Here is a 23,147-nt window from a genome sequence, read left to right as displayed (position 1 = left end):
ATCGTGGACCGTTCCTCCAAGGTACCTGAAGTCACGCTTGGCTTCTGGATTGTCAAAATCGCCGCCACCACGCTGGGTGAAACCGGCGGGGACACGCTCTCCATGAGTTTTCACCTTGGCTATGCGCAAAGCAGCCTGATTTTCATGGTCCTGTTCGTCGCCGCCATTGGGTGGCAGATGCGCGCCAGGGTTTTTCATCCCTGGATTTATTGGGCCGCCATCGTCTCCACCACTCTGGTTGGCACGACCGTGGCGGATTTCGCGGACCGTTCGATCAGTATCGGCTATCTGGGTGGTTCGAGCCTGTTATTGGCCTGTGTGCTGCTGGCGCTGGGAATCTGGCGGCTGAGTTGCGGGACGGTGTCGGCCGCCAATATCACCTCCGCCAAGGTCGAGGCTTTTTATTGGGTCACAATCCTGGCCTCCAACACTTTGGGCACGGCTTTGGGGGATTTTATCTCGGACGGGTTGAATTTTGGGTTTGCCGGCGGTGCCTTGTTTTTCTGTGCATTGCTGACCGGGTTGGTGTTATTTTATTACATCACTGACCTCTCCCGCGCGTTTTTATTCTGGGCCGCCTTCATTCTCACCCGCCCGCTGGGCGCCACGCTGGGGGATTTGCTCATCAAACCGTCCATCCATGGGGGATTCGATCTGAGCCGTCCGGAATCCTCCGGTGCCATCGCCCTGTTCATTGTCGCCTGCCTGTTCCTGTTGCCACAACGTGCCGGCAGCCATCGCGGCACCTGAATTTTTGGAGATTATCTTATGAATCTGGGTCTGAAATCCCGTTCGGCGCTGGTTTGCGCCGCCAGTGCTGGGCTTGGCCGCGCCTGTGCGCTGGCCCTGGCGCAAGAAGGGGTAGAGGTAACCATTACCGGGCGAAATCAAAAAAGGCTGGAGGCCACGGCCCAGGAGCTGCGCGACCTCACCGGCGCTAAAATTTCCACGGCCGTTGGGGATATCACGAGTGTCGAAGGGCGCGCGGCGGCACTTTCGGCCTGTCCCAGCCCGGATATTCTGGTGAATAATGCCGGTGGCCCGCCTCCGGGCGATTTCAGGACTTTTTCCGATGCGGACTGGCATGCGGCACTCAACGCCAATCTGCTCACACCCATCGCGCTGATCAAGGCCACCATCGATGGCATGATCTCCCGGAAATTTGGGAGGATTGTCAATATTACCTCTGGTTCGGTGAAATCCCCTCTTGGCAATCTCGCTTTGTCCAATACCGCGCGGACAGGGCTCACCGGTTTTGTCGCCGGCCTGTCCCGCCAAGTGGCGGAATATAATGTGACCATCAATAATCTTCTTCCCGGCCCGTTTGATACTGACCGGCTGCGAAAGACCATGGAGGACGCGGCCAGGGACAATGATTGTCCGGTGGAGGAGATGGTGAGGGTCCGCGCCGAGGCCAGCCCCGCCAAGCGAATTGGCCGGCCGGAGGAATTCGGCGCGGCTTGTGCCTTTTTATGTTCGGCCCAGGCCGGATTCATCGTTGGCCAGAATATTCTGCTGGATGGCGGGGCCTTCAATTCCACGATGTAAGCCCGCCTTGAGAATCCAAAAGTTTTTGGGCACCGGTTTTTTTCCGAAAAAGCCGGTGTTCCGGCTCTTCCCGCCTTTTATCCCCAGGGATAAACAGGCGCACCATGTCTGAAACCGAAACCACGCGCTACGATTTTTCCGCCGCCGAGCCATATTGGCAGACCGAATGGGATGCCAAGGCCTGCTTCAGGGCCGAGGATGTGCCCACGGGCGGGCAGCCCAAATATTATGTGCTGGAGATGTTCCCTTACCCGTCCGGGAAGATCCATATGGGCCATGTGCGCAATTACACGTTGGGTGACGTGGTGGCGCGCTATAAACGGGCTCAGGGTTTCGCCGTGCTGCACCCCATGGGGTGGGACGCGTTCGGCCTGCCGGCTGAGAACGCCGCCCGGGAAAACAAGGCCAATCCGGCGGACTGGACCTATAAGAACATCGCCAATATGCGCGCCGAGCTGAAGCGCATGGGATTCTCGCTGGACTGGTCCCGTGAATTCGCCACCTGCGACCCTGAATATTACGGCCAGCAGCAGAAATTATTCCTGGATTTCTGGAAAGCCGGGTTGGTCGAGCGGCGCGACGCCTCGGTCAACTGGGACCCGGTGGATATGACCGTGCTCGCCAATGAGCAGGTGATCGACGGGCGCGGCTGGCGTTCCGGCGCGCTGGTGGAGAAGAAGAAACTCTCCCAATGGTTCCTGAAAATCACCGATTATGCGCGGGATCTGCTGAATGGGCTGAACAGCCTCGACCGCTGGCCAGAGCGTGTGAAGCTGATGCAGGAAAACTGGATCGGCCACTCCCAGGGCGCGGAAGTGACCTTCAAGCTGGCCAACAGCGAAGAGAGCGTCACGGTCTACACCACCAGGCCGGATACGCTGTTTGGCATGTCCTTTCTGGCCATCGCGGCGGAACATCAGATTGCCAAGAAAGTGGCGGAAACCAACCAGGGTGCGGCCGCCTTTATCGCCGAGTGCGCCAGCCAGGGCACGTCCGAAGCCGCCATAGAGGCTGCAGAGAAGCGCGGGTTCGATACCGGCCTGAAAGTGGTGAACCCGCTGACGGGCCAGGAACACCCGGTCTGGATCGCCAATTTCGTACTGATGGAATACGGCACCGGCGCCATTTTCGGCTGCCCCTGCGGCGACCAGCGCGATTTGGATTTCGCCCGCAAATACGACCTGCCTGTGCCGGTCGTGGTCTCACCTGAGAAGAACACCACGCCTGAAATCGGCAATAAGGCGCTGGATGGCGATGGCTTCATCGTCAATTCCGGTTTCCTCTCCGGCTTGCCCACCAAGGAGGCCAAGCCCCGCGCCATTGCGGAACTGGAGGCGAAAGGCTTTGGCAAGGCGGTGCAAAATTGGCGCCTGCGTGACTGGGGCATTTCCCGCCAGCGTTATTGGGGCTGCCCGATCCCGGTGATCCATTGCGAGGCCTGTGGCCCACAGCCGGTCCCGGCGGATCAGCTTCCCGTTACCCTCCCCGTGGATGTCACGTTCGATAAACCCGGCAACCCGCTGGACCATCACCCGACTTGGCGCCACGTCAACTGCCCCGCCTGCGGCAAGGCGGCAACGCGTGAAACGGACACGTTCGATACCTTTATCGACAGCTCATGGTATTTCGCCCGCTTCACCTCGCCCCGGGCGGATACGCCGACCAAGCTGGACGCGGTGAAATACTGGTTGCCGGTGGATCAATATGTCGGCGGCATCGAGCATGCGATTTTGCATTTGCTCTATGCCCGTTTCTTCACCCGGGCCATGCACAAGACCGGCCATGTGGCGGTGGACGAACCTTTTGCCGGGCTGTTCACCCAGGGCATGGTCACGCATGAATCCTACAAGGACGAAAACGGTGCCTGGCTCTACCCGGATGAGATCACCCGCACGCCGGAAGGTGCGGTGCTGAAATCCACCGGCGCGCCGGTCACGGTGGGGCGTGTGGAGAAAATGTCCAAATCCAAGCGTAACACGGTGGATCCCGGTGCCATCGTGGAGCGCTTCGGGGCGGATACGGCGCGTTGGTTCGTGCTGTCGGACAACCCGCCCGAGCGCGATGTGGAATGGACGGAAAATGGCGTGCAGGGCTCTTTCCGCTTCCTGCAACGCCTTGCCCGCGTGGGGGAGGACATCGCCAAATCCGGTCCCGCCACCGTCGAAAGCCATGGCTCCGAAGCTAAAAAACTGCGCCAGCTCGCGCATCGCTCTATCGAGGCCGTGACCCAGGCGCTGGAAAGCTTCGCCTTCAACCTCGCCGTGGCGCGGCTATATGAGCTGCTGAACGCCGTGGCCACGCCGTCCGACAGCCTGGACATGCAGGCCGCGCGCTTCGAGGCCATGGTCATTCTGGTGCGTCTCGCCAGCCCGCTGGTGCCACATCTGGCTGAGCATCTCTTCGCCAAGTTATGCCCAGGCGCGGGTCTGGCCGCCCAGCAACCCTGGCCGGAGGCCGACCCCGCGCTGCTGGTGGTGGATGAACTCACCGTGGCGGTGCAGGTGAATGGCAAGCTGCGGGGGACCATCCTGGTTCCGGCGGGTGTGGGTGAAGATATTGCGATCCCGCTTGCCAAGGAGGCTGTGGCGGGCACAATAGGCGCGCAGACCATCGTCAAGCAGATCTACGTACCAGGCAGGATCGTGAATTTTGTTGTTAAGCCGTAAAGCTTTTGTCTTTTGCGCCTTGTTTGCCCTGACCGGCTGCGGTTTCACGCCGCTTTACGGCGGGGCAAAAGGCCAAGCGGCCTCAGCCTCGCTGGAGATGGTGCAGGTCCAGAATATCCCCGATAGGACCGGCCAGATGCTGCGCCAGAGCCTGCAACAGAAATTCTACACCAACGGTGCACCGACGCGGGAGCTTTATACGCTGTCGGTCAATTATTCGATTTCCCAGACGGGGGAAGGTGTGCAGGCGGATAGCTCCACCAGCCGCACGCGTTTCAACGCCACGGCGGCCTGGCGGCTTGCCCCAATCGGTCAGCCTTCGCAGACTCTGGTTTCCGGCAATGCCACGGCGATGGATGCCTTGAACATCATCGACCAGCAATATTTTGCCACCAATCTGGAGACGGATACGGTGAATCAGCAATTGGCCGATGAAATTTCATCGCAAATCACCACCGAACTCGCGGCCTGGTTTCATGCGCATCCAGGGTCATGAAGCTTGATGCAAGCCGGGCCGACGGATTTTTAAAGGCTCCGTCTACGTCCCTGGTTTTGTTGCATGGACCGGATGCCGGGCTGGTGGCGGAACGGGGCTTGGCCTTGGCGCGTTCCGTGGCGGGCGCGCTGGATGATCCGTTCCGCTTTGCTGAATTGTCCAACCCGGCACCCGATATATTGCTGGCGGAAGCGTCCGCGGCGGCCTTGACCGGGGGAAGGCGTGTTGTGCGGGTCAGGGATGCACGGGAGAGCCTGGCGAAGTCGTTAGATTTATTAACAAAAGAACCGCCCGATGCGTTGGTGATTTTGGAAGCTGGAGAGCTGACGCCGAAATCCAAACTGCGGGCCCTGGCGGAAAAATCGGCCACGATGGCCAGTCTGGCCTGTTATGCGATCGATCAGGCAAAGCTTCCGCAAGTGATTTCGAGTAGGCTGCGCGCGCGGGGTGTGAGCATTGACCAGGATGCGGCGATTTGGGCGGCGCAAAATCTCACGGGTGAAGAAGGTCCATTAGGACAAGCTCTTGAGGTTTTGGAGCTTTATGCGGGGGAAGCAAAATCTCTGTCTTTGGCGGACACCACCGCAATTCTTGCTGATGGTGGGGATATGTCCGTGACCGACGCAATCGATGCCGCCTTGACGGGTGATGTGGCGGCCACGGACAAGGCTCTTGCCTTGGCGTATGAGGAAGGCGCGTCACCGGTTGGTTTGATCAGGGTTTTGTTGCAGGAACTTTCGCGCTTGCGTCTGGTGGCTGGGGCCATGGTGGAAGGCGCTTCGGCCCAGGAGGCAATGGCGGGAATGCGTCCGCCAATATTCTTCAAGCGTCAGGGCACGGTACAAAAAATGCTGCGGCTTTGGCCCTTACGGACGGTGGATCAGGCGCTGGCGGCGGTTTTGGCGGCGGAAATCGCTTGTAAGACCACGCATATTCCAGACCAGGATTATTGCCGCCAGACCATGCTGGCTTTGGCGACGCGGGCCCGCACCGCCGCCAGAGCCTAAAGGATGTTCTGCTAAAACTCGTCCCAATCATCGTCCAGGGCGGGTATTTTCTTGAAATTACCGGTCAGGGAACTGTTTTTCACGGGTGTTGGGGTGGTTGGCGCGGGGGCCGGAGCGGCTGGTTTTGGCCGCTCCATTTGCCTGTCGATCGGCTGGTTTTGGTCGAGCTTGAATTGGCCGATTAGCGTTTCCAACGTGCCTGCTTCGGATGAAAGCGCATGGCTAGCGGCGGTGGCTTCCTCCACCATGGCGGCGTTTTGTTGGGTCATCTGGTCCATCTGTCCCATGGCGGTGTTGACCTGGGCCAACCCAGCAGCCTGGATATTGGCGGAATGGGCAATGTCGCCAACCATTTTGTTCAAGGCGCTGACTTGTTCGACGATCCGCTCCAAGGCTGTGCCGGTTTCACCGACCAGTTTCACACCGGCTTCCACCTGCGTGCCGGAGGTGGAAATCAAGGATTTGATTTCCTTTGCCGCTTCCGCGGAGCGTTGGGCCAGGGCTCGGACCTCGGTGGCGACAACGGCGAATCCGCGCCCGGCATCACCCGCGCGGGCAGCCTCCACCCCGGCATTCAGCGCCAGCAAATTGGTCTGGAAAGCGATTTCATCGATCACCCCGATGATGTTGCCAATCTGCCGGGATGAGGTTTCAATTTCTCCCATGGCGTTCACCGCTTCACGCATGACCTGACCGGAACGGGAGGCGTCGTCATGCGCGGTATTGACCACCTTGAGAACCTCTTCGGCGTTGGTGGCGGTTTGTTTGACCGTATTGGTAACGCTGCCAAGGGCGGCCACGGTTTCCTCAAGGGCCGCGGCTTGCCGTTCAGTGCGTTTGGCGAGATCGTCCGCCGCCTGCATCATTTCCGCGGCACCGTTGCGGACACCGGATGCATTATGGCCGATGGACTGCATGGTTTCCTGTAAATGGCCCATGGCGGCATTGAAATCCGCGCGAAGCTTTTCATAAACGGTGGGGAAGTTCTTGTTGAGGCGCAGCACCAGATCTCCCTTGGCCAGCCCATCCAGGCCGGAGCCAAGCTGTGCCACCATTTCATTTTGCTCGGTCGCCAGACGGGCATCTGTTTCCGCCTTGGCGATGCGCTGGGTTTCCGCTTCGCGGCGGTGATTTTCCGCTTCGGTCTCCAGTTTTTGTTTGTCCCGTGCATTTTGCCGGAACCTGGACAAGGTGGCGGCCATGGTGCCAAGTTCGTCCGAACGGTCCTCACAGGGGATCTCCGCATCCAACCTGCCATTGGCGAGCTGCTGCATGGAATCGCTGAGATTTTTCAGCATGCTGGAGATGCTGCGGCGCGCGTTGAAGACCAGGATCAGATAAACCGTCAGAAGTGGCAGGAAAATTTCCGCCAGGAATTTTATGTCGCCGATCATCACGGTTCTGACATCATCGACATAAACACCAGTGCCAAGCGCCCAGCCCCATTCAGGAATACCGACCATTGCGCCGATTTTTGGCTGTGGCTTGCCGCCGCCGGCACGTGGATATTGATAATGCTGAAAAAGAATATCGCCTGATTTCGCGGCTTCGATCATGGCGGGCAGGAAAAGCTTCCCCCGCGAGTCAGGGACATTGATCTGGTTCGTGCCGATTTTTGCTTTGTCGGGATGAGCCAGGAGCACGCCTTTATCGTCATAGACGAAAATATAATTATTGTCTTGATAGCGAATGGAGCTGATGGCCGCCAAGGCGGCTTTTTGGGCTTCCTCCACGCTCAAGGCACCGCTTTGTGCTTGGGCGATATAATAATCCACGATGGAGCGCCCCGACTCATCAACGGCCTGAATTTGCGCTTCCTTGGCGTCGATTTCGAGATGGTAGGTTTGAAGGGTCGCGATGATGGTGCCTGAAACCATCAGGCCCAAGGCGAAAAAAAAGAGCAGCGTAAATTGCCAGGTAATAGATAACCGGCGCAGGAAAGTCATTTCAGGCTCCTTGCATTCGTGAACAAAACCACCGCCATCGGGAAAGGTTCACGAAGAAGATGCCTGAAACCCCATAACGCTCCGTTAATCCCGGCAAGCAAAAAGCATGTTCCACGTGGAACATGCTTTTTCAGCGTCGGGTGAGGTTATGAGAGATGTTCCACGTGGAACATCCGAACCCGGCTTCAGCGGTTGAGCAGAGCCAGAAGCGAATCAAGCTGGTCGAGATCGGCATAATTCAATATGAGCATGCCGCCCTTGCCGTTGAACTTAACCTCGACTTTCATGCCCAGGCGCTCGGAAAGGTTTTCCGCCAAAGCGGAGATTTCACCTTGGTCGGCCTGGTGCTCGCGCGGCATGCGGGTGGTGACTTGGGGAGAGATTGATCGCCCCGCATTTTTAACCAGGGCCTCTGTCTGGCGGACGGAAAGGCCGCGCTTGACGACATCGTTGGCGGCTTTCACCGGGTCTGGGTGGGTCAGCAGAGCCTTGGCGTGGCCGGTTGAAATCTCACCATCGCGTAGCAGCCACTGCACCTGGGGTGGCAATTGCAACAGGCGCATGACGTTGGTGATGTGGCTGCGTGACTTGCCAACGGCTTCGCCGAGCTTGTCATGGCTCAGCTTGAACTCCTCCGTCAGCCGCTTATACCCTTCGGCTTCCTCGACAGGATTGAGATTTTCGCGTTGGAGATTTTCCACCAGCCCGGCGGCCATGGCGTCGGCATCGCTCAGTTCACGCACCAGAACCGGCACTTCATGCAATTGCGCCCGTTGGGAGGCACGCCAGCGCCGTTCACCGGCGATGATCTGATATTGGCCGGGTGCGTCCGGTTTTGGCCGCACCAGCAGCGGTTGCAGGATGCCGCGCTGGGAAATGGAGGCGGAAAGTTCATTCAACGCTTCTTCGTCCATTTCCTGCCGGGGCTGGAAGGGGCTTGGCTCCAGCAAATCCACCGCCAGGTGCTGCACACCAAGAGCGGTGACGCTGGTGGGAGCCGCCGCTTCGCCCAGCAAGGCGGCCAAGCCGCGGCCCAGTGGTTTACGCGGTTCCTTGCCGCTCATGCCATTTCCTTTCGTGCGCGCGCGCGGCGCAAAAATTCAGCAGCCAAGGCCAGATAGGCCTGCGCCCCGGTGGAGCGGAAATCATAAAGCAGGACAGGGATGCCGTGGCTAGGGGCTTCGGTGATTCGGATATTCCGGGGGATGGCGGTTTCGAACACTTTGTCCTTAAAATAAGTACGAACCTCGTTGCTTACCTGCTCGGAGAGGTTGTTGCGCTTATCCGTCATGGTGAGGACGATACCCTCTATGGCCAGCCCGGGATTGAGGCCGCGCTTGACCATGTCGACCGAACGCATGAGCTGTGAAATACCCTCCAGCGCGAAAAATTCAGCCTGCAAGGGCACCAGCACGGCATCCGCCGCCACCAGCGCGTTGAGGGTCAGAAGGGCAAGGCCGGGGGGGCAATCTATGAAAATGACATCGGCATCGCAACCTTGCGCCAAGGCGTCGCGGAGCAGGAATTCACGCCGCTGTTGCTGGCCGAATTCGAGATCCGCGCCGATCAGATCCGCGACCGCGGGAACGATGCTGAGATGCTCGACATTGGTGGGAAGGATGGCCTCGGCCAGGGTGACATCGCCAGCCAGCAGCGCGTAGCTGCCGCCTTTGCGGGTCTCATGTTCGATGCCGAGCCCGGTGGAGGCGTTGCCTTGCGGGTCTATATCGACCAGCAGCACGTTCAGCCCGCCCACGGCGAGGGCGGCGGCTAGATTGATGGCGGTGGTGGTTTTGCCGACTCCACCTTTCTGGTTGGCGACGGCGATAACGCGCGGTTTTTTATGCGGCTCCGGCATGTCGGATCTGGCTCACTTTCAGGATGCAGCTTTCGCCCCAATCAGGGGCGCAAAGACGCTCAACCTTCATGTGCCAGAGGGGGGTGGCGAGCGTCAATTCGGCGGTGGCGGCTTTGCCTTTCGGAAACAGGCAAAAACCATCCGGAGTGAGCAAAGGTTCCGCCAGCCCCAGCAGTTTTTCCAAAGGCGCCAAGGCTCTGGCGGTGATGAGCGGAGCGGGCTGAACAGGGGCTGATTCGATGCGGCAATTGTGAATTTTTGCCGGCGCGCCGGTCTGACGCGCCGCTTCCATCAGGAAGGCGGCTTTGCGGGCGTCTGATTCGATGAGGTCGAACGGAATGCCCGTGGCGATGCACAGAACAAGACCGGGAAAGCCCGCGCCGGAGCCAAGGTCGATGGCGCGTTCGGTATTTTTGGGGATGTAAGGAAGCAGGCGGAGAGAATCCCGCACATGACGTTCCCAGATATGGCCAAGATCCGATTTGGAGACGAGGTTGATTTTGGGCGACCATTTTAAAACGAGGGCCGCGAAATCACGGAGTTTGGAGTCGTTCATGCGACGCGGCTGGCTTTTCTGAGGGCGCCGAAAATAGCGCCGAGGGCGGCGGGGGTCATGGCCTCAATCCGCCCGGCGGCGGCGAGGTTTTGCGGGCGTGTGCGTTCGAGCTTCTCACGCAACTCGGCCGAGAGGCCGCCAACATGGGCATAATTGAAATCGGCGGGAATTTTGACGGCTTCGTCTTTTTCCCGGGCGCGGATTTCGGAATTCTGGCGGGCGATATAGCCGGCATAAAGCAGATCGGCGCGCAGAATTTGGGCTGCCCTGCCCTCGCCTTCTGGCTTGTTATTGAAGGATGCGATTTCTGCCTTCAAAGCGATGAAGGCTTGTTCGCGCACGGAGCCGACGCAGCCCCAATCGATCCCTTTTTGGGTCAGGCGGAGTTCGGCATTGTCGGCGCGCAGCAGGAGGCGGTGTTCAGCACGGGAGGTGAACATGCGGTAAGGCTCGGTTACGCCTTGGGTCACCAGATCGTCGATGAGGACGCCGATATAAGCGTCCGAACGGGAGAGATGGAGCCCTGCCGCGCCCCCTGCCCTGCGCGCGGCATTCAACCCCGCCACCAGCCCCTGAGCGCCGGCTTCCTCGTAACCGGTGGTGCCGTTGATCTGGCCGGCGAGGAAAAGCCCAGGCAGGGCCTTTAAGCTTAAGGAATGGTCGAGGGCGCGCGGGTCGACATAATCATATTCCACCGCGTAGCCGGGACGCAGAATTTCAGCACGCTCCAGCCCTGGGATGGTGTGGATGAGGGCGTATTGTACGTCCAGCGGCAAGGAGGTGGAGATGCCGTTCGGGTAGATGGTGTCATCATCCAGCCCTTCGGGTTCCAGGAAGATCTGGTGACCGGGCTTTTCCGCGAAACGGACGACTTTATCCTCGATGGAGGGACAGTAACGAGGGCCGCGCCCAGCGATGTTTCCTCCATAAATAGCTGATTTATTTATGTTTTTTCGGATAACTTCATGGGTTTCCTCGGTGGTCGAGGTGATGCGGCAGGAGATTTGCGGATTGGTGATGCGGGGCGTGAGCGCCGAAAAGGGCTCGGGCGGGTTTTCACCTTTGTCTTCCGGCAGGCTGTCCCAGTCGATGCTGGATTTGGCCAGGCGCGCCGGCGTGCCGGTTTTCAGGCGGCCCAGAGGCAGGTTGAGGCGGCGAAGATCGGTGGCCAAGGCGCGCGAGGGGGCGTCGTCCACCCTGCCGCCAGGCTGCATCCGTGTGCCGAAATGCAAGGTGCCGTTGAGGAAGGTGCCGGTGGTGAGCACGGCGCCCGCGCAGGAGACGGTTTTGCCGGAGGCGAGTTTGACGCCGGTGAGACGGCCACCCGCGACGTCAAGCCCGGCGACTTCATCTTCCAGGATGGTGAGGTTGGCTTGCGCGGCGAGCAGCGCCTGGATGGCGTTGCGGTAGAGCTTCCGGTCCGCCTGGGCGCGGGGACCGCGCACGGCGGGGCCTTTGGCCCGGTTGAGAAGTTTGAAATGGATGCAGGCAGCGTCAGCGGCTTTGGCCATCAGGCCATCCAGCGCGTCGATCTCGCGGACGAGATGGCCCTTGCCGATGCCACCAATGGCGGGGTTGCAGGACATCTCTCCCAGCCGGGTCGCGTTTTGTGTGACCAGCAGCGTGCGTGCCCCGTACCGTGCGGAAGCGGCCGCGGCCTCGGTGCCGGCATGGCCGCCGCCGATGATGATGACATCGTAATCCATGCGCGGGGTTTAGCGAGTTTGCGCGATAAACGCCAAGATGTTTGAAGATGTGGAGGCACGCGCGCGTTGGATGGCGTGATTTGCCATTTGAAGAAGGTTGTGCCGTGTCCCATATTCCTTAAAGGATTAAGGAGTGCATGGAGCGTGGCACGGAACATGAGCGAACGGCAGAAGCAGATCTGCACGGATGCCATGCCGATGCGGCATGTCGCTGAATGCGGGGATTTGCCCTTTTTGATCAAGCGCGACGGAACCTGGCTCTATAAGGGCAGCCCGATCAACCGCAAGCCGATGATCTGCCTGTTTTCAAGCGTGCTGACACGCGACGAGACGGGACGGTTTTTGCTGGAAACACCCGCCGAGCGCGGATGGATCGAGGTGGAGGATGCGCCCTTTGTGGCCGTGGAGCTGGAATGGAGCGGCAGCGGCAAGAATCAGATCTTGAGTTTTCGGACCAATGTGGATGAGTGTGTCGTGGTGGGGGCGAAGCATCCGATCCGTATCGCGCATGATTTGCTGAGTTGCGAGCCCACGCCGTATCTTCGTATTCGTGATGGCAAAGGCAGATTTCCGATTGAGGCGCGGATCAACCGCGCGACCTATTATGAGCTGGTGGCGCTGGCGGAGCCGGGCATTGTGCACGGGCGCAAGGCGCTGGGCGTGTGGAGCGAGGGCGTGTTTTTTCCACTCGGCGATCTGCCGAGTTGCAGCCAGGATGTGGAGTGCTGACATTGGCGGTGCGGCGTGAAGGAGGTCTCCTTGCGCCGGGCGTTTCCAGCGGGGCTGGCGCATGCAAGCCGTGAGGTCGGGCGGTTGCGCCCATCCGCCGTGCTGGTGCCGATGGAGCCTGAAAAAGGGATATGGCTAACGCGGCGTAGCCGGCGCATGACCACCCATGCCGGGCAAGTGGCGTTGCCGGGTGGAAAAATCGAGGTATTCGATGCGTCTCCCGAGGCGGCCGCGCTGCGCGAGGCGCGCGAGGAAATTGGGTTGGATCCGGCCCAAGCTGAAATCATCGGGCGGCTGGATGACCATGTGACCGGGTCTGGTTTCCATATCGCGCCCGTGGTGGCGCTGGTGGCGGAAGATGTGAGACTGACGCCGGAGGCCGGAGAGGTGGAGGAACTGTTCACCTTGCCCTTCTCCGTGCTGTTGAACCCGGATTATCCATTGCCGCGCAAGGCGATCTGGCGTGGAGGGGAGCGGACATTTTGGCTCTGGCCGCATGAGGACCATGTGATCTGGGGAGCGACGGCGGCGATTTTACGCATGGTGGCGCTGCGGCTACGGGGGGAGATGTGATCCACCCACCGGGCATGGATGAGATATGGGCGGCGTTACCCGAAGCCAGGATCGTGGGGGGCGCGGTGCGGGACATGCTGGCCGGGCGAGATGTGGCGGATGTGGATTTGGCTTCGCCGTTGCGGCCCGAGGCGGTGATGGCGCGCGGAAAGGCGCTGGGGCTGAAGGTGGTGCCAACGGGGATCGACCACGGCACGGTGACGATCGTGGCTGGAGGGCGCGGGTTTGAGGTGACAACGCTGCGCCGGGATGTGGAGACGGATGGACGGCATGCGATTGTGGCGTTCACCGATGACTGGCGCGAGGATGCCGCGCGGCGGGATTTCACGATCAATGCGATGAGCTGTACCCGGGATGGGAATGTTTTCGATTATTTCGGCGGGCGGGCGGATTTGGCGGCCGGGATCGTGCGGTTCGTGGGCAATGCGCCGGCGCGTATTGCCGAGGATTATTTAAGGATTTTGCGGTTTTTCCGGTTTTTCGCGCGGTATGGGCAAGGCCAGCCGGATACGGCGGCGGTGGCGGCGATCACGGCGGCGCGCGAGGGGGTGCGCGTTCTCTCCGTGGAGCGTGTCTGGAGCGAGGTGAAGAAAATATTGCAGGCCCCTGCCCCGCTGGCCGCCGTGATGTTGATGCGCGAGACCGGTGTGCTGGAAATCGTGCTGCCGGATGCGCGGGTGGAAAGGTTGGCGGCGCTACTGGAACGCGGGGCGCCGGCCGATCCGTTGTTGCGGGTGGCGGCGCTGACGGATGAGGATTTGGCGTCACGGTTGAAATTGAGCGGTGCCGAGGCGGCGCTGCTGGCGGGATGGCGAAAGCCATTGATGTTGGGGCCTGAGGAAGATGAGGCGGCGCTGCGGCGGGCGCTGGCGGAGGACGCGCTGGAGGTTCTGGTGGGCCGGATATGGCTGCAAGGGGATGCTGGCGCGGGCTGGGCCGGGGTGAGAGAGCGGTTGGCTGGGATGAGACGGCCTGTTTTTCCGCTGCAAGGACGCGATTTGCTGACTTTGGGGATGGCGCCAGGACGGGGTTTGGGAAAGGCCCTGGCCTTGGCCAGGGCGCATTGGATGGCGGGGGGCTGCACGGATGACAAGCTTGCTTGCCTGGAGTTTATCAAGTCATCGCGGTGACGCGCGGAATCGTTTGAGGGGCGCGCTTTACGGCCTGAAGTAGCCGGGCGCTAAACCGCGATGCGTACACCGAGTTCGACCACGCGGTCGGATGGGATGCGGAAAAATTCCGTGGCGGTGATGGCGTTGCGGGCCATGAAGAGGAACAGCCAGCGGCGGATGAAACGCAGCTTGGGCACGGAGGCTGGGACCACTGTTTCGCGGCCAAGGAAATAGCTGGTCTGCATGGCCTTGAACTCGATACCCTGGCTGTTGAGGCTTTCCAGCGCGCGGGGGACGTTCGGGCTTTCCATGAAGCCGTAATAGAGTGTGACCTTATAGATGCCGGGGGCGGCTTCCTCACAGCGCACACGCTCCCCTGGCGCGGCCTGGGGAACTTCCAGATTGCGGACGGTGACGAAAAAGACCTGCTCGTGCAGTACCTTGTTGTGCTTGAGATTATGCAGAAGCGCGTTAGGCACGAATTCCAGATTGCCGGTCATGAACACGGCGGTGCCGGGCACGCGCACGATGCGCGATTGCGGCAGGCGGGCCAGGAAGCTGGAGAGGGGGAGGCTGTCCTGCATCCAGCGGGCCAGGATGAGCCCGCGCCCGCGCCGCCAGGTGGTCATGACCAGGATGATGGTGAAGCCGATGGCGAGCGGCACCCAGCCGCCTTCGATGATCTTGAGGGAGTTGGCCGCGAAGAAAGCCAGATCCGCGATGCCGATGGCGCCGAACAAGGCGATGGTGGCAAGGCGCGACCAGCCGAACTCTCGACGGTAGACGAAGGCGGCCAGCGTGTTGTCGCACAGGAAGGTGCCGGTGACGGCGATGCCGTAGGCCGAGGCCAGGGCGGCGGAAGATTGGAAGGTGAGCACCAGCAGCAGCACACCGATGGCGAGAATGGTGTTGATCTGGGGCACGTAGATCTGGCCCTGCTCCATCTCGCTGGTATGGCGGATTTCCATGCGCGGAAGCAGGCCGAGTTGCACGCAGGTGCGCGCCACGGTGAAGGCGCCGGTGATGACCGCCTGACTGGCAATGACCGTGGCCATGGTGGCGAGCAGGATCATCGGCACCTGCAGCACATGCGGCACCAGATTATAAAAGGGATTATCCGCCAGATGGGGGTGGGAGACGACCAGCGCGCCCTGGCCGTAATAATTCAGCAGCAAGCAGGGCAGCACGAAGAATAGCCAGGAGACGCGGATGGGGCGGCGGCCAAAATGGCTCATATCCGCGTAGAGCGCCTCGGCTCCGGTGACGGCCAGCACCACGGCTCCCAGGGCGAGGAAGGCGATGCGGTCATGCCGGACGATGAAGCTGGCGCCGAAATAAGGGTTGAGGGCGATGAGCACGCCGGGATGAAGGACGATCTGGCTCAGCCCGAGCAGGCCAAGGCTGAGAAACCAGAGCACCATGATGGGACCGAAGGCACGGCCGACCTTGGCGGTGCCATATTTTTGCACCAGGAACAGCCCGACGATGACCGCAATGGCGATAGGCAGGACGGCCTCGCTCATGGAGGGGGCGACGACCTCGATGCCTTCCACGGCGGAGAGGATGGAAACGGCGGGGGTGATGAGGCCGTCACCGAAGAACAGCCCGGCGCCGACAATGCCCACAAGCCCCACGGCGACGCGTGTGCGCTCACTGCGGGTGACGCGGCTGGCCAGGGCCATCAGCGAGAGTGTGCCCCCCTCCCCGTTATTGTCCGCCCGCATGATGAAGGTGACATATTTGAGGGTGACGGTGATGATCAGCGCCCAGGTGATGAGGGAGAGAACTCCCAGGACATCCTCCCGCAGCAGGGCCGGCCCCTTGAAATAGGCGATGCTGGCCTGCAAAGCGTAAAGCGGGCTGGTGCCGATGTCGCCATAGACAACGCCGAGAACGCCGACGAGGGCGGAAAGCCGGAGCTTGTCGGCCGCGCCGCCATGCTGGGTTGCGCTGGTGTTCATCTGCTATTCCTTATCGCCATCCTGGCGGCGTCTAGCCGCTTGACCGTCTGTTGGGCAAGCGGCGTGGCGGTTCATGATTTTGGCGCGCCCCGGGGCAGTAGCAGATAAAGCTGGCCGGGCTGGCGCATGAAGCCGGCGGTTTGTTCGGCATCGGGCCCGGCGCCGAAGAATATATCCGCCCGGTCCGGCCCATGAATGCCCCCGCCAGTATCCTGGACGATGGCCAGATGATCCATCGCGGCGCCGGTGATCGGGTCGGTCGTGGTGATGAAGAGAGGCGCGCCCAGCGGGATGGCGGAACGGTCCACCGCGACGGAGCGTTCCGCCGTGAGGGGAACGCCGAGGGCGCCGGGAGCCCCTTCATCCGACGGTAGATAGCCCAATGGCCGCATGAACACGTAGCGGGCATTCTGCTCCATGACCGATTTGGCCTCGCCGGGATGGGATTTCAGCCAGGCGGAAATGCTCTGATAGCTGACATCGTCGGGCTTCAGGGCGCCCATTTGCACCAGGATGCGGCCGATGGGCGTGTAAGGCTGGCCATTCTGCCCATCGAAGCCAACGCGCAGGATGCGCCCATCCGGCAGGATGATGCGGCCGGAGCCTTGGATTTGCAGCATGAAGGCATCCACCGGGTTGGTGACATAGGCCGTGACCGGAACCTTGCGGTGGAGGGCACCGCCATCGATGGCGGCACGGGGGAGGTTGGCCAGGGCGGCGACCGGGGGCTTGGCGTAGAGTGGCACACGATAGCCGGGGCGCTCATTGCGCGACCCGGGAACCTCCGGTTCGAAATAGCCGGTGATGAGCGCTTGGCCGGAAATGGCGTAAGTATCGAACCAGCTTTCGAAGAATTGCCGTGCGGCGGGTTCGTTATTGGGGGGCGTGGCCTTGGCGGCGGTGCATGCGGGTTGCCAGAGCCCGGCCTGGCCCGCGCGCTGCGCCGCCAGCCCGGTGCCGCCCAGGGAACTGTCGGGCGGCATCAACATGATGGCCTTGCAACTGGTGACAAAGCTGGCGAGGGCGGCCGCGGCATTGTCTTGTGGCCAGCCGGGAAGCTTGGAGAGGGAGACTTCGTGCCCAGGCGGTGCGTTGGCGCCGGTGAGGGGAACTTCCTGAGTGGCGGCGCAGCCGGTCAGGGCGAGGGCTGCGCAAAGCGGAACGGCGAGGGACAGGCGGCGCATGAAGGTGGGCTCAGCCGCTGCGGGCCGCGGACAGGCGCCAGACCGGATCGTTGCCGCGCAGGTCGCGCTCGAAGGTCCAGAGGTCGGAAATATCGCCCTGCTCTTCTCCGCCCGGTATGGGGGCACCGGTGGAATCCAGCCTCTGATTGAGCTGGGCCGAAATAAAACGGATCACGACGGCGGCGGTGTCTCCGGCGATTTGGGCATCTTCGATCCCCACCGAGATAATGGATTTGATTTCGGTGTGCTGACGCTCACCCGCGGCTTCGCGTGCCGCGATGGCTTGCTCGAAGGTTTGATAGACATGCGGGGTGAGCAGGGATTGCAGCTTGGCGCGGTCTCCGGCGGCGAAGGCCGTGACGATCGCGCGGAAGCTTTCCTCGGACTGGGAGAGGAAATGCGGCGGATCGAAATGCGGGTCGCGGTTGACGATTTGCATCAAGCGTTGACCAAGCTCGGAACGTGGGTCTGGCACGGACCGGCCGGGGGGCGCTGGCGGGAGGGCCTGACCTTCGATCACGGGCGCGTTTTTGTTGAAGCTGGGGGCGGCGCCGGGCTGGAAGGGAGGCTTCTCGAAGCCGACGCGTTTGCCCAGGACCGAGCGCAGGCGCAGGACGAGAAAGATCGCGATGCCCGCGAAAATAACCAGAATGACGGGAAACCCGCCGAGAGATTGGAGAGCGTTATCTGGCACTGTCATCCTCTATTCATCGTCAGACTGGCGCAACGGGCGCGCAAGCGCAAGCCGAAGCGGTGAACCGACGAAATTGCCGCAAACGCCTGTTGGCGCGGGGCCAGACATATGTTGCAATGGGGGCGGCCCGCAAGCCGGGCCAGATTAAAGGAAGTTTCATGTTTCTGCTCCGCCATGGGCAAAGCTATTTCAACCTGCATTTCACGGAGACACGGCGAGACCCCGGGATAGAAGACCCCGAGCTGACCGAGCTGGGCCACGCCCAGGCGAAGGAGGCGGCGCGGCGGCTCACGGATAGGGGGATCAGGCGGGTGATTGTGTCGCCCTATATGAGGGCGTTGCAGACGGCGCAGCCTTTTCTGGCATTGCCGGGGGTGAAAATGGAGGTCATGCACGAGGTGCGTGAGCGCACGGCCTTCGTGTGCGACATTGGCAGTTCCCCCGCTTTGCTCGCGGGCCGGTTTCCACACCATGAATTTGGCCATCTACCCGAGCGCTGGTGGCATCAGGATACGGAAAGTGAGGAAGAAACCGTGATGCGGGCGGAGGCGTTCCGCAAGGCGATGGCCGGGGGGCCGGACCATGATTCGACCCTGCTGGTGAGCCATTGGGGGTTCATTCTGGCGTTGACCGGGTATTCCGTGGCGAATGGGGAATGGATTGAGTTCGATCCGGCTGGTGTGAGGCCGGAGCATATAGACTGGCGGCATTGAGGGTTGTTGCGCATGGGATGGTTACACGAGGATGAGGCGCCGGTTTATGAGTTGCTGTGCGAGGAGAGCCAAAGCCCGTTTCTGCTGACGGCGGACCATGCCGGCCGGGGGGTGCCGCGCGCGCTAGGGGGGCTGGGGGTGGCGCCCGCGGAGATGGACCGGCATATCGCCTGGGATATTGGCATTGGCGGGGTGACCAGACGGCTGAGCGCGGCGCTGGATGCCACGGCGGTCTTGCAGAATTATTCGCGTCTCGTGATCGATTGCAACAGGCAACCGCATGTTGCCAGCGCCTTTCCCGCGGTGAGCGAGGCAACGCCCGTGCCCGCCAATGACGGGTTGGACGAGGCGGGCAAGGCAGTGCGGCGGGGGGCGATTTTCGACCCGTATCATGGGGCGATCGGCCGGTTGATCGCGGAGCGGGCGCGGACCGTGTATGTGGCCATGCATAGCTTCACGCCGGTTTATCTGGCTCAGGCGCGACCGATGCATGTGGCGGTTTTGTATAACCGCAATCCCCGGCTTTCAAAGATATTGGCGACGCTGTTGCGGGCCGAAGGCGGGCTGGTGGTGGGAGAAAACGCGCCCTACCGTGTGAGCGACGAGACCGATTACGGTGTGCCGGTGCATGCCGAACGCGGCGGGCTCGATTATCTGGAAATCGAGATCAGGCAGGATCTGATCGCCGAGGAGGCGGGACAGGCGGCATGGGCGGCGCGGCTGGCGCGGCTTTTGCCCGAGGCTTTACGGATATTGGACGCGGGAGCGAAGGGGTGAAGGATTTCGGGTTGAGCCGGAATGTGCCGGTGGTGCCTGAGCGCACGGCATTGCTGGTGATCGACGTGCAGAATTACACGATGGAGATGGGCGGCGAATATGCCGGCATGGACGCCGAGGAGAAGGAAGCGAAATATGGCTTCTTCTTCCGGGAGATGCGCGGCCGGGCGCTGCCGAACATGAAGGCGCTGCTGGAGGCCTGCCGGGGCAAGGGGATCGAGGTGGTGTACACCGTGATGGCGGCGTTGACCCGCGACGGGCGGGATTTGAGCCTGGACTACAAGATTACCGGGTTTTTCTGCCACAAGGACGATTGGGACGCGCGGGTGATGGACGAGGTGGCGCCCCAGGGCGACGAGATCGTGTTGCCGAAGGGGTCATCCTCCGTCTTTATCTCGACCCATCTTGATTATCTGTTGCGCAACATGGGCAAAAGCCAGCTTATCATCGTGGGGGCGCTGACCGACCAGTGCGTGGATTCCGCCGTGCGGGATGCCTGCGACATGGGGTATCTGGTGACGTTGCCGGTGGATGCGGTGGCGACGCAGAGCCAGATGCGCCATGAGAGCGCGCTGGCGAACAATAAGGGATATTGCCGGCAGGTGACGACGGCCTCGTTGCTGGCTGAAATCGCGGCGGCGGGTTGAGATGGCGCGCCGCGCGGCGAAAGCCCCGGTTTTACGGGCAGAGCGTAAGCTGCTTTGCTTTCTCGATAAAACCGGCGAGGCGGAGATCGGCGGCTGGGCCGTGGATTTCGACAGGTCCGCAGACAGCCTGAAAATGCGGGTGATGATCGATGGAACGGTCGAGGATGTGATCGTCTGCGATTTGCACCGTGAGGATAGCAAGCTGGTGAATCTGGCGAATAGCCGGATTGGGTTCAGTTACCGGGTGCCGGAGCGTTATTGGGATGGGGCGCGCCATGGGGTGCGTTTTGCCACATTGGATGGAACATTGATCCCGATCAGTTCACGGGCGGGGGGCGCGGTACAGGAATATAATTTTGTCCTGGAGAAGCCGGTGCGGCTGGATGCCGTGGTGGATGGCATGGTGGATGGGCTGATCCAGGGCTGGGCACTGCGGGTGGATGACCGGGCCGGCACGAAGCTGGGTGGCGTGCGGGTGCTGGTGACGCATGAGGGGCAACCCGTGGCGGAGCTGGTGGCGGATCAGTTCCGAGGCGATGTGGCCGAGCAGGTGGGGGGCGATGCGGCATGCGGCTTTGCTTTTGCCCTGCCGAGGGAACTGCGCCGCAGGGAAAGCGTGACGCTGAAATTTCTGGCCTTGCCGGAGCGTGAGGAACTGAATGGAAGCCCGCTGGAGATCAGTTTTCCTGGTGATTCGGCCCGGGAAAAGATCGAGGCGCTGATCAGGCGCACGGATGAGCTGTTCAGCTTCGCGTATCATCTGAAAAGGGAGTTGAAGGCGGCGATTCCGCGCGAGCGGTTTCTACTGGCGGATTATCCGCGCTGGATGCTGGAATCCCGCCCGTTGGCGTTGGCCAGGGCCAAGGCGCGGTATGGCGTGGCGGATGTGTCCGGGCGGCTGGTTTCCGTGATTTGCCCGGTTTACAGGCCGGGTGTGGGGGATTTTCTGGCCGCGGTGGATTCCGTGCGGGCGCAGACGCATCAGAACTGGGAATTGCTGCTGATCGACGATGCCGGGGGCGATACGACGCTGACGGCGGTGATGGCGGATCTGGCCGCCGTGGAACCGCGAATTAAATTGCTGCCGCGCAAGAAGAACGGCGGAATTGCAAGAGCCACGAACGATGGGCTGAAGGCGGCGACGGGTGCGTTTATCGCGTTTTTCGATCATGACGACCTGTTGGAGCCGGAGGCGCTGGAGATCATGCTGCTGGCCCAGGCGGCGACCGGTGCCAAGCTGCTTTACTCCGACGAGGACAAGGTGGAGCGCGGCGGGACCTTCAGTGAGCCGCATTTCAAGCCGGACTTCAATCACCGGTTTTTGCTGGACATAAACTATATTTGCCATTTGGTGATGATGGAGGCGGGGCTTGCGCGCATGGCGGGTGGGTTGGACCCCGCCCTGGATGGGGCGCAGGATCATGACCTGCTCTTGAGGCTGTGCGAGAGGCTGATGCCGGAACAGGTGCATCATGTTTCCGAAATTTTGTATCATTGGAGAAAGACGGCCCGTTCAACGGCGGCGGCGGGAAGCAAGGCCAAGCCAAAGGCGGCGCAGGCCGGCGCGAAGGCCGTGGCGGCGCATCTGGAGCGGCGCGGGTTGCCGGCGAAGGTCGCGCCACGGGGAGAATTGACCTGTTACAGGGTGGAGTGGAAATTTTCCCCGGCAATGGCGAAGAAGGCGGGGGTTTCGATCCTGATTCCCTATCGTGATCATGCCGGCATGACGCTGGAATGCGTGGAAGCGATCAGGCGGTGCACCAAGGGAGTGACTTACGAGATTATCCTGCTGGATAATTGGTCGACCTCGCCCGAGGCGGTGAGATTCGCGGCGGGACAGGCGAATACCGAGAATACCCGGGTGCTTAGAATTACCGAGCCGTTTAATTACTCACGCATCAATAATATTGGCGCGCGGGAAGCCCGGCACGAATTTTTGCTGTTCATGAATAATGACGTGTTCGTGAGCGACCCGGACTGGCTGCGGCGCATGCTGGATGAGATGCTGGCCGACGAGCAGGTGGGCGCGGTGGGCGCGAAGCTGCTCTATCCGGACGGGAGCGTACAGCATGCGGGCGTGGTGCTGGGGGTTGGCGGCGTGGCGGATCATGCTTTCAGGGGGATAGCAGGCGACGCGCCGGGCTATATGGCCCATGCCATCGCGGCACAGGAGGTTTCCGCCGTGACGGCGGCTTGCATGCTGGCGCGTAAATCCGCTTTCGAGGCGGTGGGGGGATTTGACGAGCGGGAGCTTTCCGTCGCGTTCAACGATGTCGATCTGTGCGTCAAGCTGCGGCAGGTGGGCATGAAGATCGTTTTCATGCCGGATGCCGTGGCTGAGCACCGTGAAAGTGTTAGCCGAGGCGATGATTTCGACCATGAGAAGCTGGCGCGGTTCATGTTCGAGAATGAGGTCATGCGTCAGCGTTATGCCGCCTTGCTGCCGGAAGATCCGTATTATAACCGTCATTTCTCCCGCGAGAGCGGGGTCTATCGTGAATTGCGGCTGGTGCGGCCGGGCGAGGCGTGATCAGCTTCGCGCCAGACGGCGGGCGGTGAGCAGCAGCATGCGCCGGTCCTCCGCCGAGCAGGCACGGTAAAGGCGCATCAAGGCCAGTTCGTCGCCCATGAGCGACCCTGTCTCTCCCGAAACGAGATAGCCGAGCGAAGTATTCAGAACTTTCGCGATTTTTTCCATGTTTTCACGGACTTGCCCGGCGCGGTCGGTTTCCCACTGCGCGATGGCGGAACGTGAAACATTCAGTTTCGCCGCGAATTCATCCTGAGTCATGTTGGCTGCGAGACGTAAAGCCCGGATCCGGGCCCCGACTGTTTCGGCGGGGGGCTGTTTCTTCGATGGCATACAGTCACTCTAACACGCCAGAGAGGGAACTCAATGTTAGTATTTATTGACACATAAAGTTAGAATAAATAACATTACGGGCGGATGGAGGGTGAGATGCCACAGGCGAGA

Annotated in this window: 21 protein-coding genes; 12 read left to right on the top strand and 9 right to left on the bottom strand. The window is 61.2% G+C overall.

Annotation, left to right across the window (positions count from 1 at the left end; all coding sequences use genetic code 11):
- The first annotated feature begins 3 nt into the window (after positions 1-3).
- The 5 genes from AB7D48_RS09620 (at position 4) to holA (ending at position 5,717) form a co-directional block, all read left to right on the top strand.
- The gene (locus AB7D48_RS09620) at positions 4-750 is read left to right on the top strand and encodes a COG4705 family protein (protein ID WP_427978218.1); all 747 of its coding nucleotides are present in this window, start codon (positions 4-6) and stop codon (positions 748-750) included.
- Positions 751-768: 18 nt separating this feature from the next.
- Positions 769-1,548 (top strand): SDR family oxidoreductase, encoded by a 780-nt coding sequence (locus tag AB7D48_RS09615; protein ID WP_427978216.1) that lies wholly within the window; start codon positions 769-771, stop codon positions 1,546-1,548.
- A 104-nt stretch (positions 1,549-1,652) separates the two neighbouring features.
- A complete protein-coding gene (gene leuS, locus AB7D48_RS09610; protein WP_427978213.1) occupies positions 1,653-4,214 on the top strand; it encodes a leucine--tRNA ligase in 2,562 nt (853 codons plus the stop codon).
- A 19-nt stretch (positions 4,215-4,233) separates the two neighbouring features.
- Positions 4,234-4,710 (top strand): LPS assembly lipoprotein LptE, encoded by a 477-nt coding sequence (locus AB7D48_RS09605; RefSeq protein WP_427978211.1) that lies wholly within the window; start codon positions 4,234-4,236, stop codon positions 4,708-4,710.
- Positions 4,707-5,717, top strand: a complete 1,011-nt coding sequence (holA, locus tag AB7D48_RS09600; RefSeq protein ID WP_427978209.1) for a DNA polymerase III subunit delta — start codon at positions 4,707-4,709, stop codon at positions 5,715-5,717. The genes AB7D48_RS09605 and holA overlap by 4 nt, the downstream gene beginning before the upstream one ends.
- Positions 5,718-5,728: 11 nt before the next feature.
- Here the strand turns inward: holA and AB7D48_RS09595 are convergent, their stop codons facing one another.
- The 5 genes from AB7D48_RS09595 to mnmG all read right to left on the bottom strand — a co-directional run bounded on the left by AB7D48_RS09595 (position 5,729) and on the right by mnmG (position 11,783).
- Positions 5,729-7,663 carry a methyl-accepting chemotaxis protein gene (locus AB7D48_RS09595; RefSeq protein WP_427978207.1) on the bottom strand — a complete coding sequence of 645 codons (1,935 nt, stop codon included), beginning with the start codon at positions 7,661-7,663 and terminating at the stop codon, positions 5,729-5,731.
- A 185-nt stretch (positions 7,664-7,848) separates the two neighbouring features.
- Positions 7,849-8,727 carry a ParB/RepB/Spo0J family partition protein gene (locus tag AB7D48_RS09590; RefSeq protein WP_427978205.1) on the bottom strand — a complete coding sequence of 293 codons (879 nt, stop codon included), beginning with the start codon at positions 8,725-8,727 and terminating at the stop codon, positions 7,849-7,851.
- Positions 8,724-9,521 carry a ParA family protein gene (locus AB7D48_RS09585; protein WP_427978203.1) on the bottom strand — a complete coding sequence of 266 codons (798 nt, stop codon included), beginning with the start codon at positions 9,519-9,521 and terminating at the stop codon, positions 8,724-8,726. Before AB7D48_RS09585 ends, AB7D48_RS09590 begins: the two co-directional genes overlap by 4 nt.
- Positions 9,505-10,077, bottom strand: coding sequence for a 16S rRNA (guanine(527)-N(7))-methyltransferase RsmG (rsmG, locus tag AB7D48_RS09580; RefSeq protein WP_427978201.1), 573 nt, complete (start codon positions 10,075-10,077; stop codon positions 9,505-9,507). The genes AB7D48_RS09585 and rsmG overlap by 17 nt, the downstream gene beginning before the upstream one ends.
- Complete coding sequence (gene mnmG, locus AB7D48_RS09575; protein WP_427978198.1) at positions 10,074-11,783, bottom strand: tRNA uridine-5-carboxymethylaminomethyl(34) synthesis enzyme MnmG; 1,710 nt, start codon at positions 11,781-11,783, stop codon at positions 10,074-10,076. Before mnmG ends, rsmG begins: the two co-directional genes overlap by 4 nt.
- A 156-nt stretch (positions 11,784-11,939) precedes the next feature.
- Between mnmG and AB7D48_RS09570 the strand changes: the two genes are divergently transcribed.
- The 3 genes from AB7D48_RS09570 to AB7D48_RS09560 are packed head-to-tail and all read left to right on the top strand — an operon-like array spanning position 11,940 to position 14,215.
- Positions 11,940-12,512, top strand: a complete 573-nt coding sequence (locus AB7D48_RS09570; protein ID WP_427978196.1) for a DUF1285 domain-containing protein — start codon at positions 11,940-11,942, stop codon at positions 12,510-12,512.
- Between the two features lie 15 nt (positions 12,513-12,527).
- Positions 12,528-13,085 carry a CoA pyrophosphatase gene (locus tag AB7D48_RS09565; RefSeq protein WP_427978194.1) on the top strand — a complete coding sequence of 186 codons (558 nt, stop codon included), beginning with the start codon at positions 12,528-12,530 and terminating at the stop codon, positions 13,083-13,085.
- A 14-nt stretch (positions 13,086-13,099) separates the two neighbouring features.
- On the top strand, positions 13,100-14,215 hold the full coding sequence (locus AB7D48_RS09560) for a CCA tRNA nucleotidyltransferase (protein WP_427978376.1): 1,116 nt from the start codon (positions 13,100-13,102) through the stop codon (positions 14,213-14,215).
- Positions 14,216-14,265: 50 nt separating this feature from the next.
- On the opposite strand, the gene AB7D48_RS09555 is transcribed toward AB7D48_RS09560, so the two are convergent.
- The 3 genes from AB7D48_RS09555 to AB7D48_RS09545 form a co-directional block, all read right to left on the bottom strand.
- Positions 14,266-16,158 (bottom strand): potassium transporter Kup, encoded by a 1,893-nt coding sequence (locus AB7D48_RS09555; RefSeq protein WP_427978192.1) that lies wholly within the window; start codon positions 16,156-16,158, stop codon positions 14,266-14,268.
- A gap of 71 nt (positions 16,159-16,229) precedes the next feature.
- Positions 16,230-17,342: a murein transglycosylase A gene (mltA, locus tag AB7D48_RS09550; protein ID WP_427978190.1), complete on the bottom strand. Its 1,113-nt coding sequence runs from the start codon at positions 17,340-17,342 to the stop codon at positions 16,230-16,232.
- Between the two features lie 10 nt (positions 17,343-17,352).
- Positions 17,353-18,042, bottom strand: coding sequence for a Tim44/TimA family putative adaptor protein (locus AB7D48_RS09545; protein WP_427978188.1), 690 nt, complete (start codon positions 18,040-18,042; stop codon positions 17,353-17,355).
- Positions 18,043-18,194: 152 nt separating this feature from the next.
- Here AB7D48_RS09545 and AB7D48_RS09540 point away from each other — a divergent pair, with 152 nt between their 5' ends.
- Genes AB7D48_RS09540 through AB7D48_RS09525 form a run of 4 tightly spaced genes read left to right on the top strand, consistent with a single transcriptional unit; the run spans position 18,195 to position 22,703 of the window.
- Entirely contained in the window at positions 18,195-18,749 is a 555-nt protein-coding gene (locus tag AB7D48_RS09540) for a histidine phosphatase family protein (RefSeq protein WP_427978186.1), read from the top strand.
- Between the two features lie 12 nt (positions 18,750-18,761).
- Positions 18,762-19,526, top strand: a complete 765-nt coding sequence (locus AB7D48_RS09535; protein ID WP_427978184.1) for an N-formylglutamate amidohydrolase — start codon at positions 18,762-18,764, stop codon at positions 19,524-19,526.
- Positions 19,523-20,173 (top strand): isochorismatase family cysteine hydrolase, encoded by a 651-nt coding sequence (locus tag AB7D48_RS09530; RefSeq protein WP_427978182.1) that lies wholly within the window; start codon positions 19,523-19,525, stop codon positions 20,171-20,173. The genes AB7D48_RS09535 and AB7D48_RS09530 overlap by 4 nt, the downstream gene beginning before the upstream one ends.
- 1 nt (position 20,174) lies before the next feature.
- Positions 20,175-22,703: a glycosyltransferase family 2 protein gene (locus AB7D48_RS09525; protein WP_427978179.1), complete on the top strand. Its 2,529-nt coding sequence runs from the start codon at positions 20,175-20,177 to the stop codon at positions 22,701-22,703.
- Here the strand turns inward: AB7D48_RS09525 and AB7D48_RS09520 are convergent, their stop codons facing one another.
- On the bottom strand, positions 22,704-22,964 hold the full coding sequence (locus tag AB7D48_RS09520) for a helix-turn-helix domain-containing protein (protein ID WP_427978176.1): 261 nt from the start codon (positions 22,962-22,964) through the stop codon (positions 22,704-22,706). It abuts the gene before it with no gap.
- Positions 22,965-23,147 lie beyond the last annotated feature (183 nt).

The organism is Acidocella sp., assembly GCF_050253495.1.
GTDB lineage: Bacteria > Pseudomonadota > Alphaproteobacteria > Acetobacterales > Acetobacteraceae > Acidocella.
The sequence above is the reverse complement of the archived record's forward strand: the minus strand, read 5'-3'. Positions and strand labels throughout refer to the sequence as shown.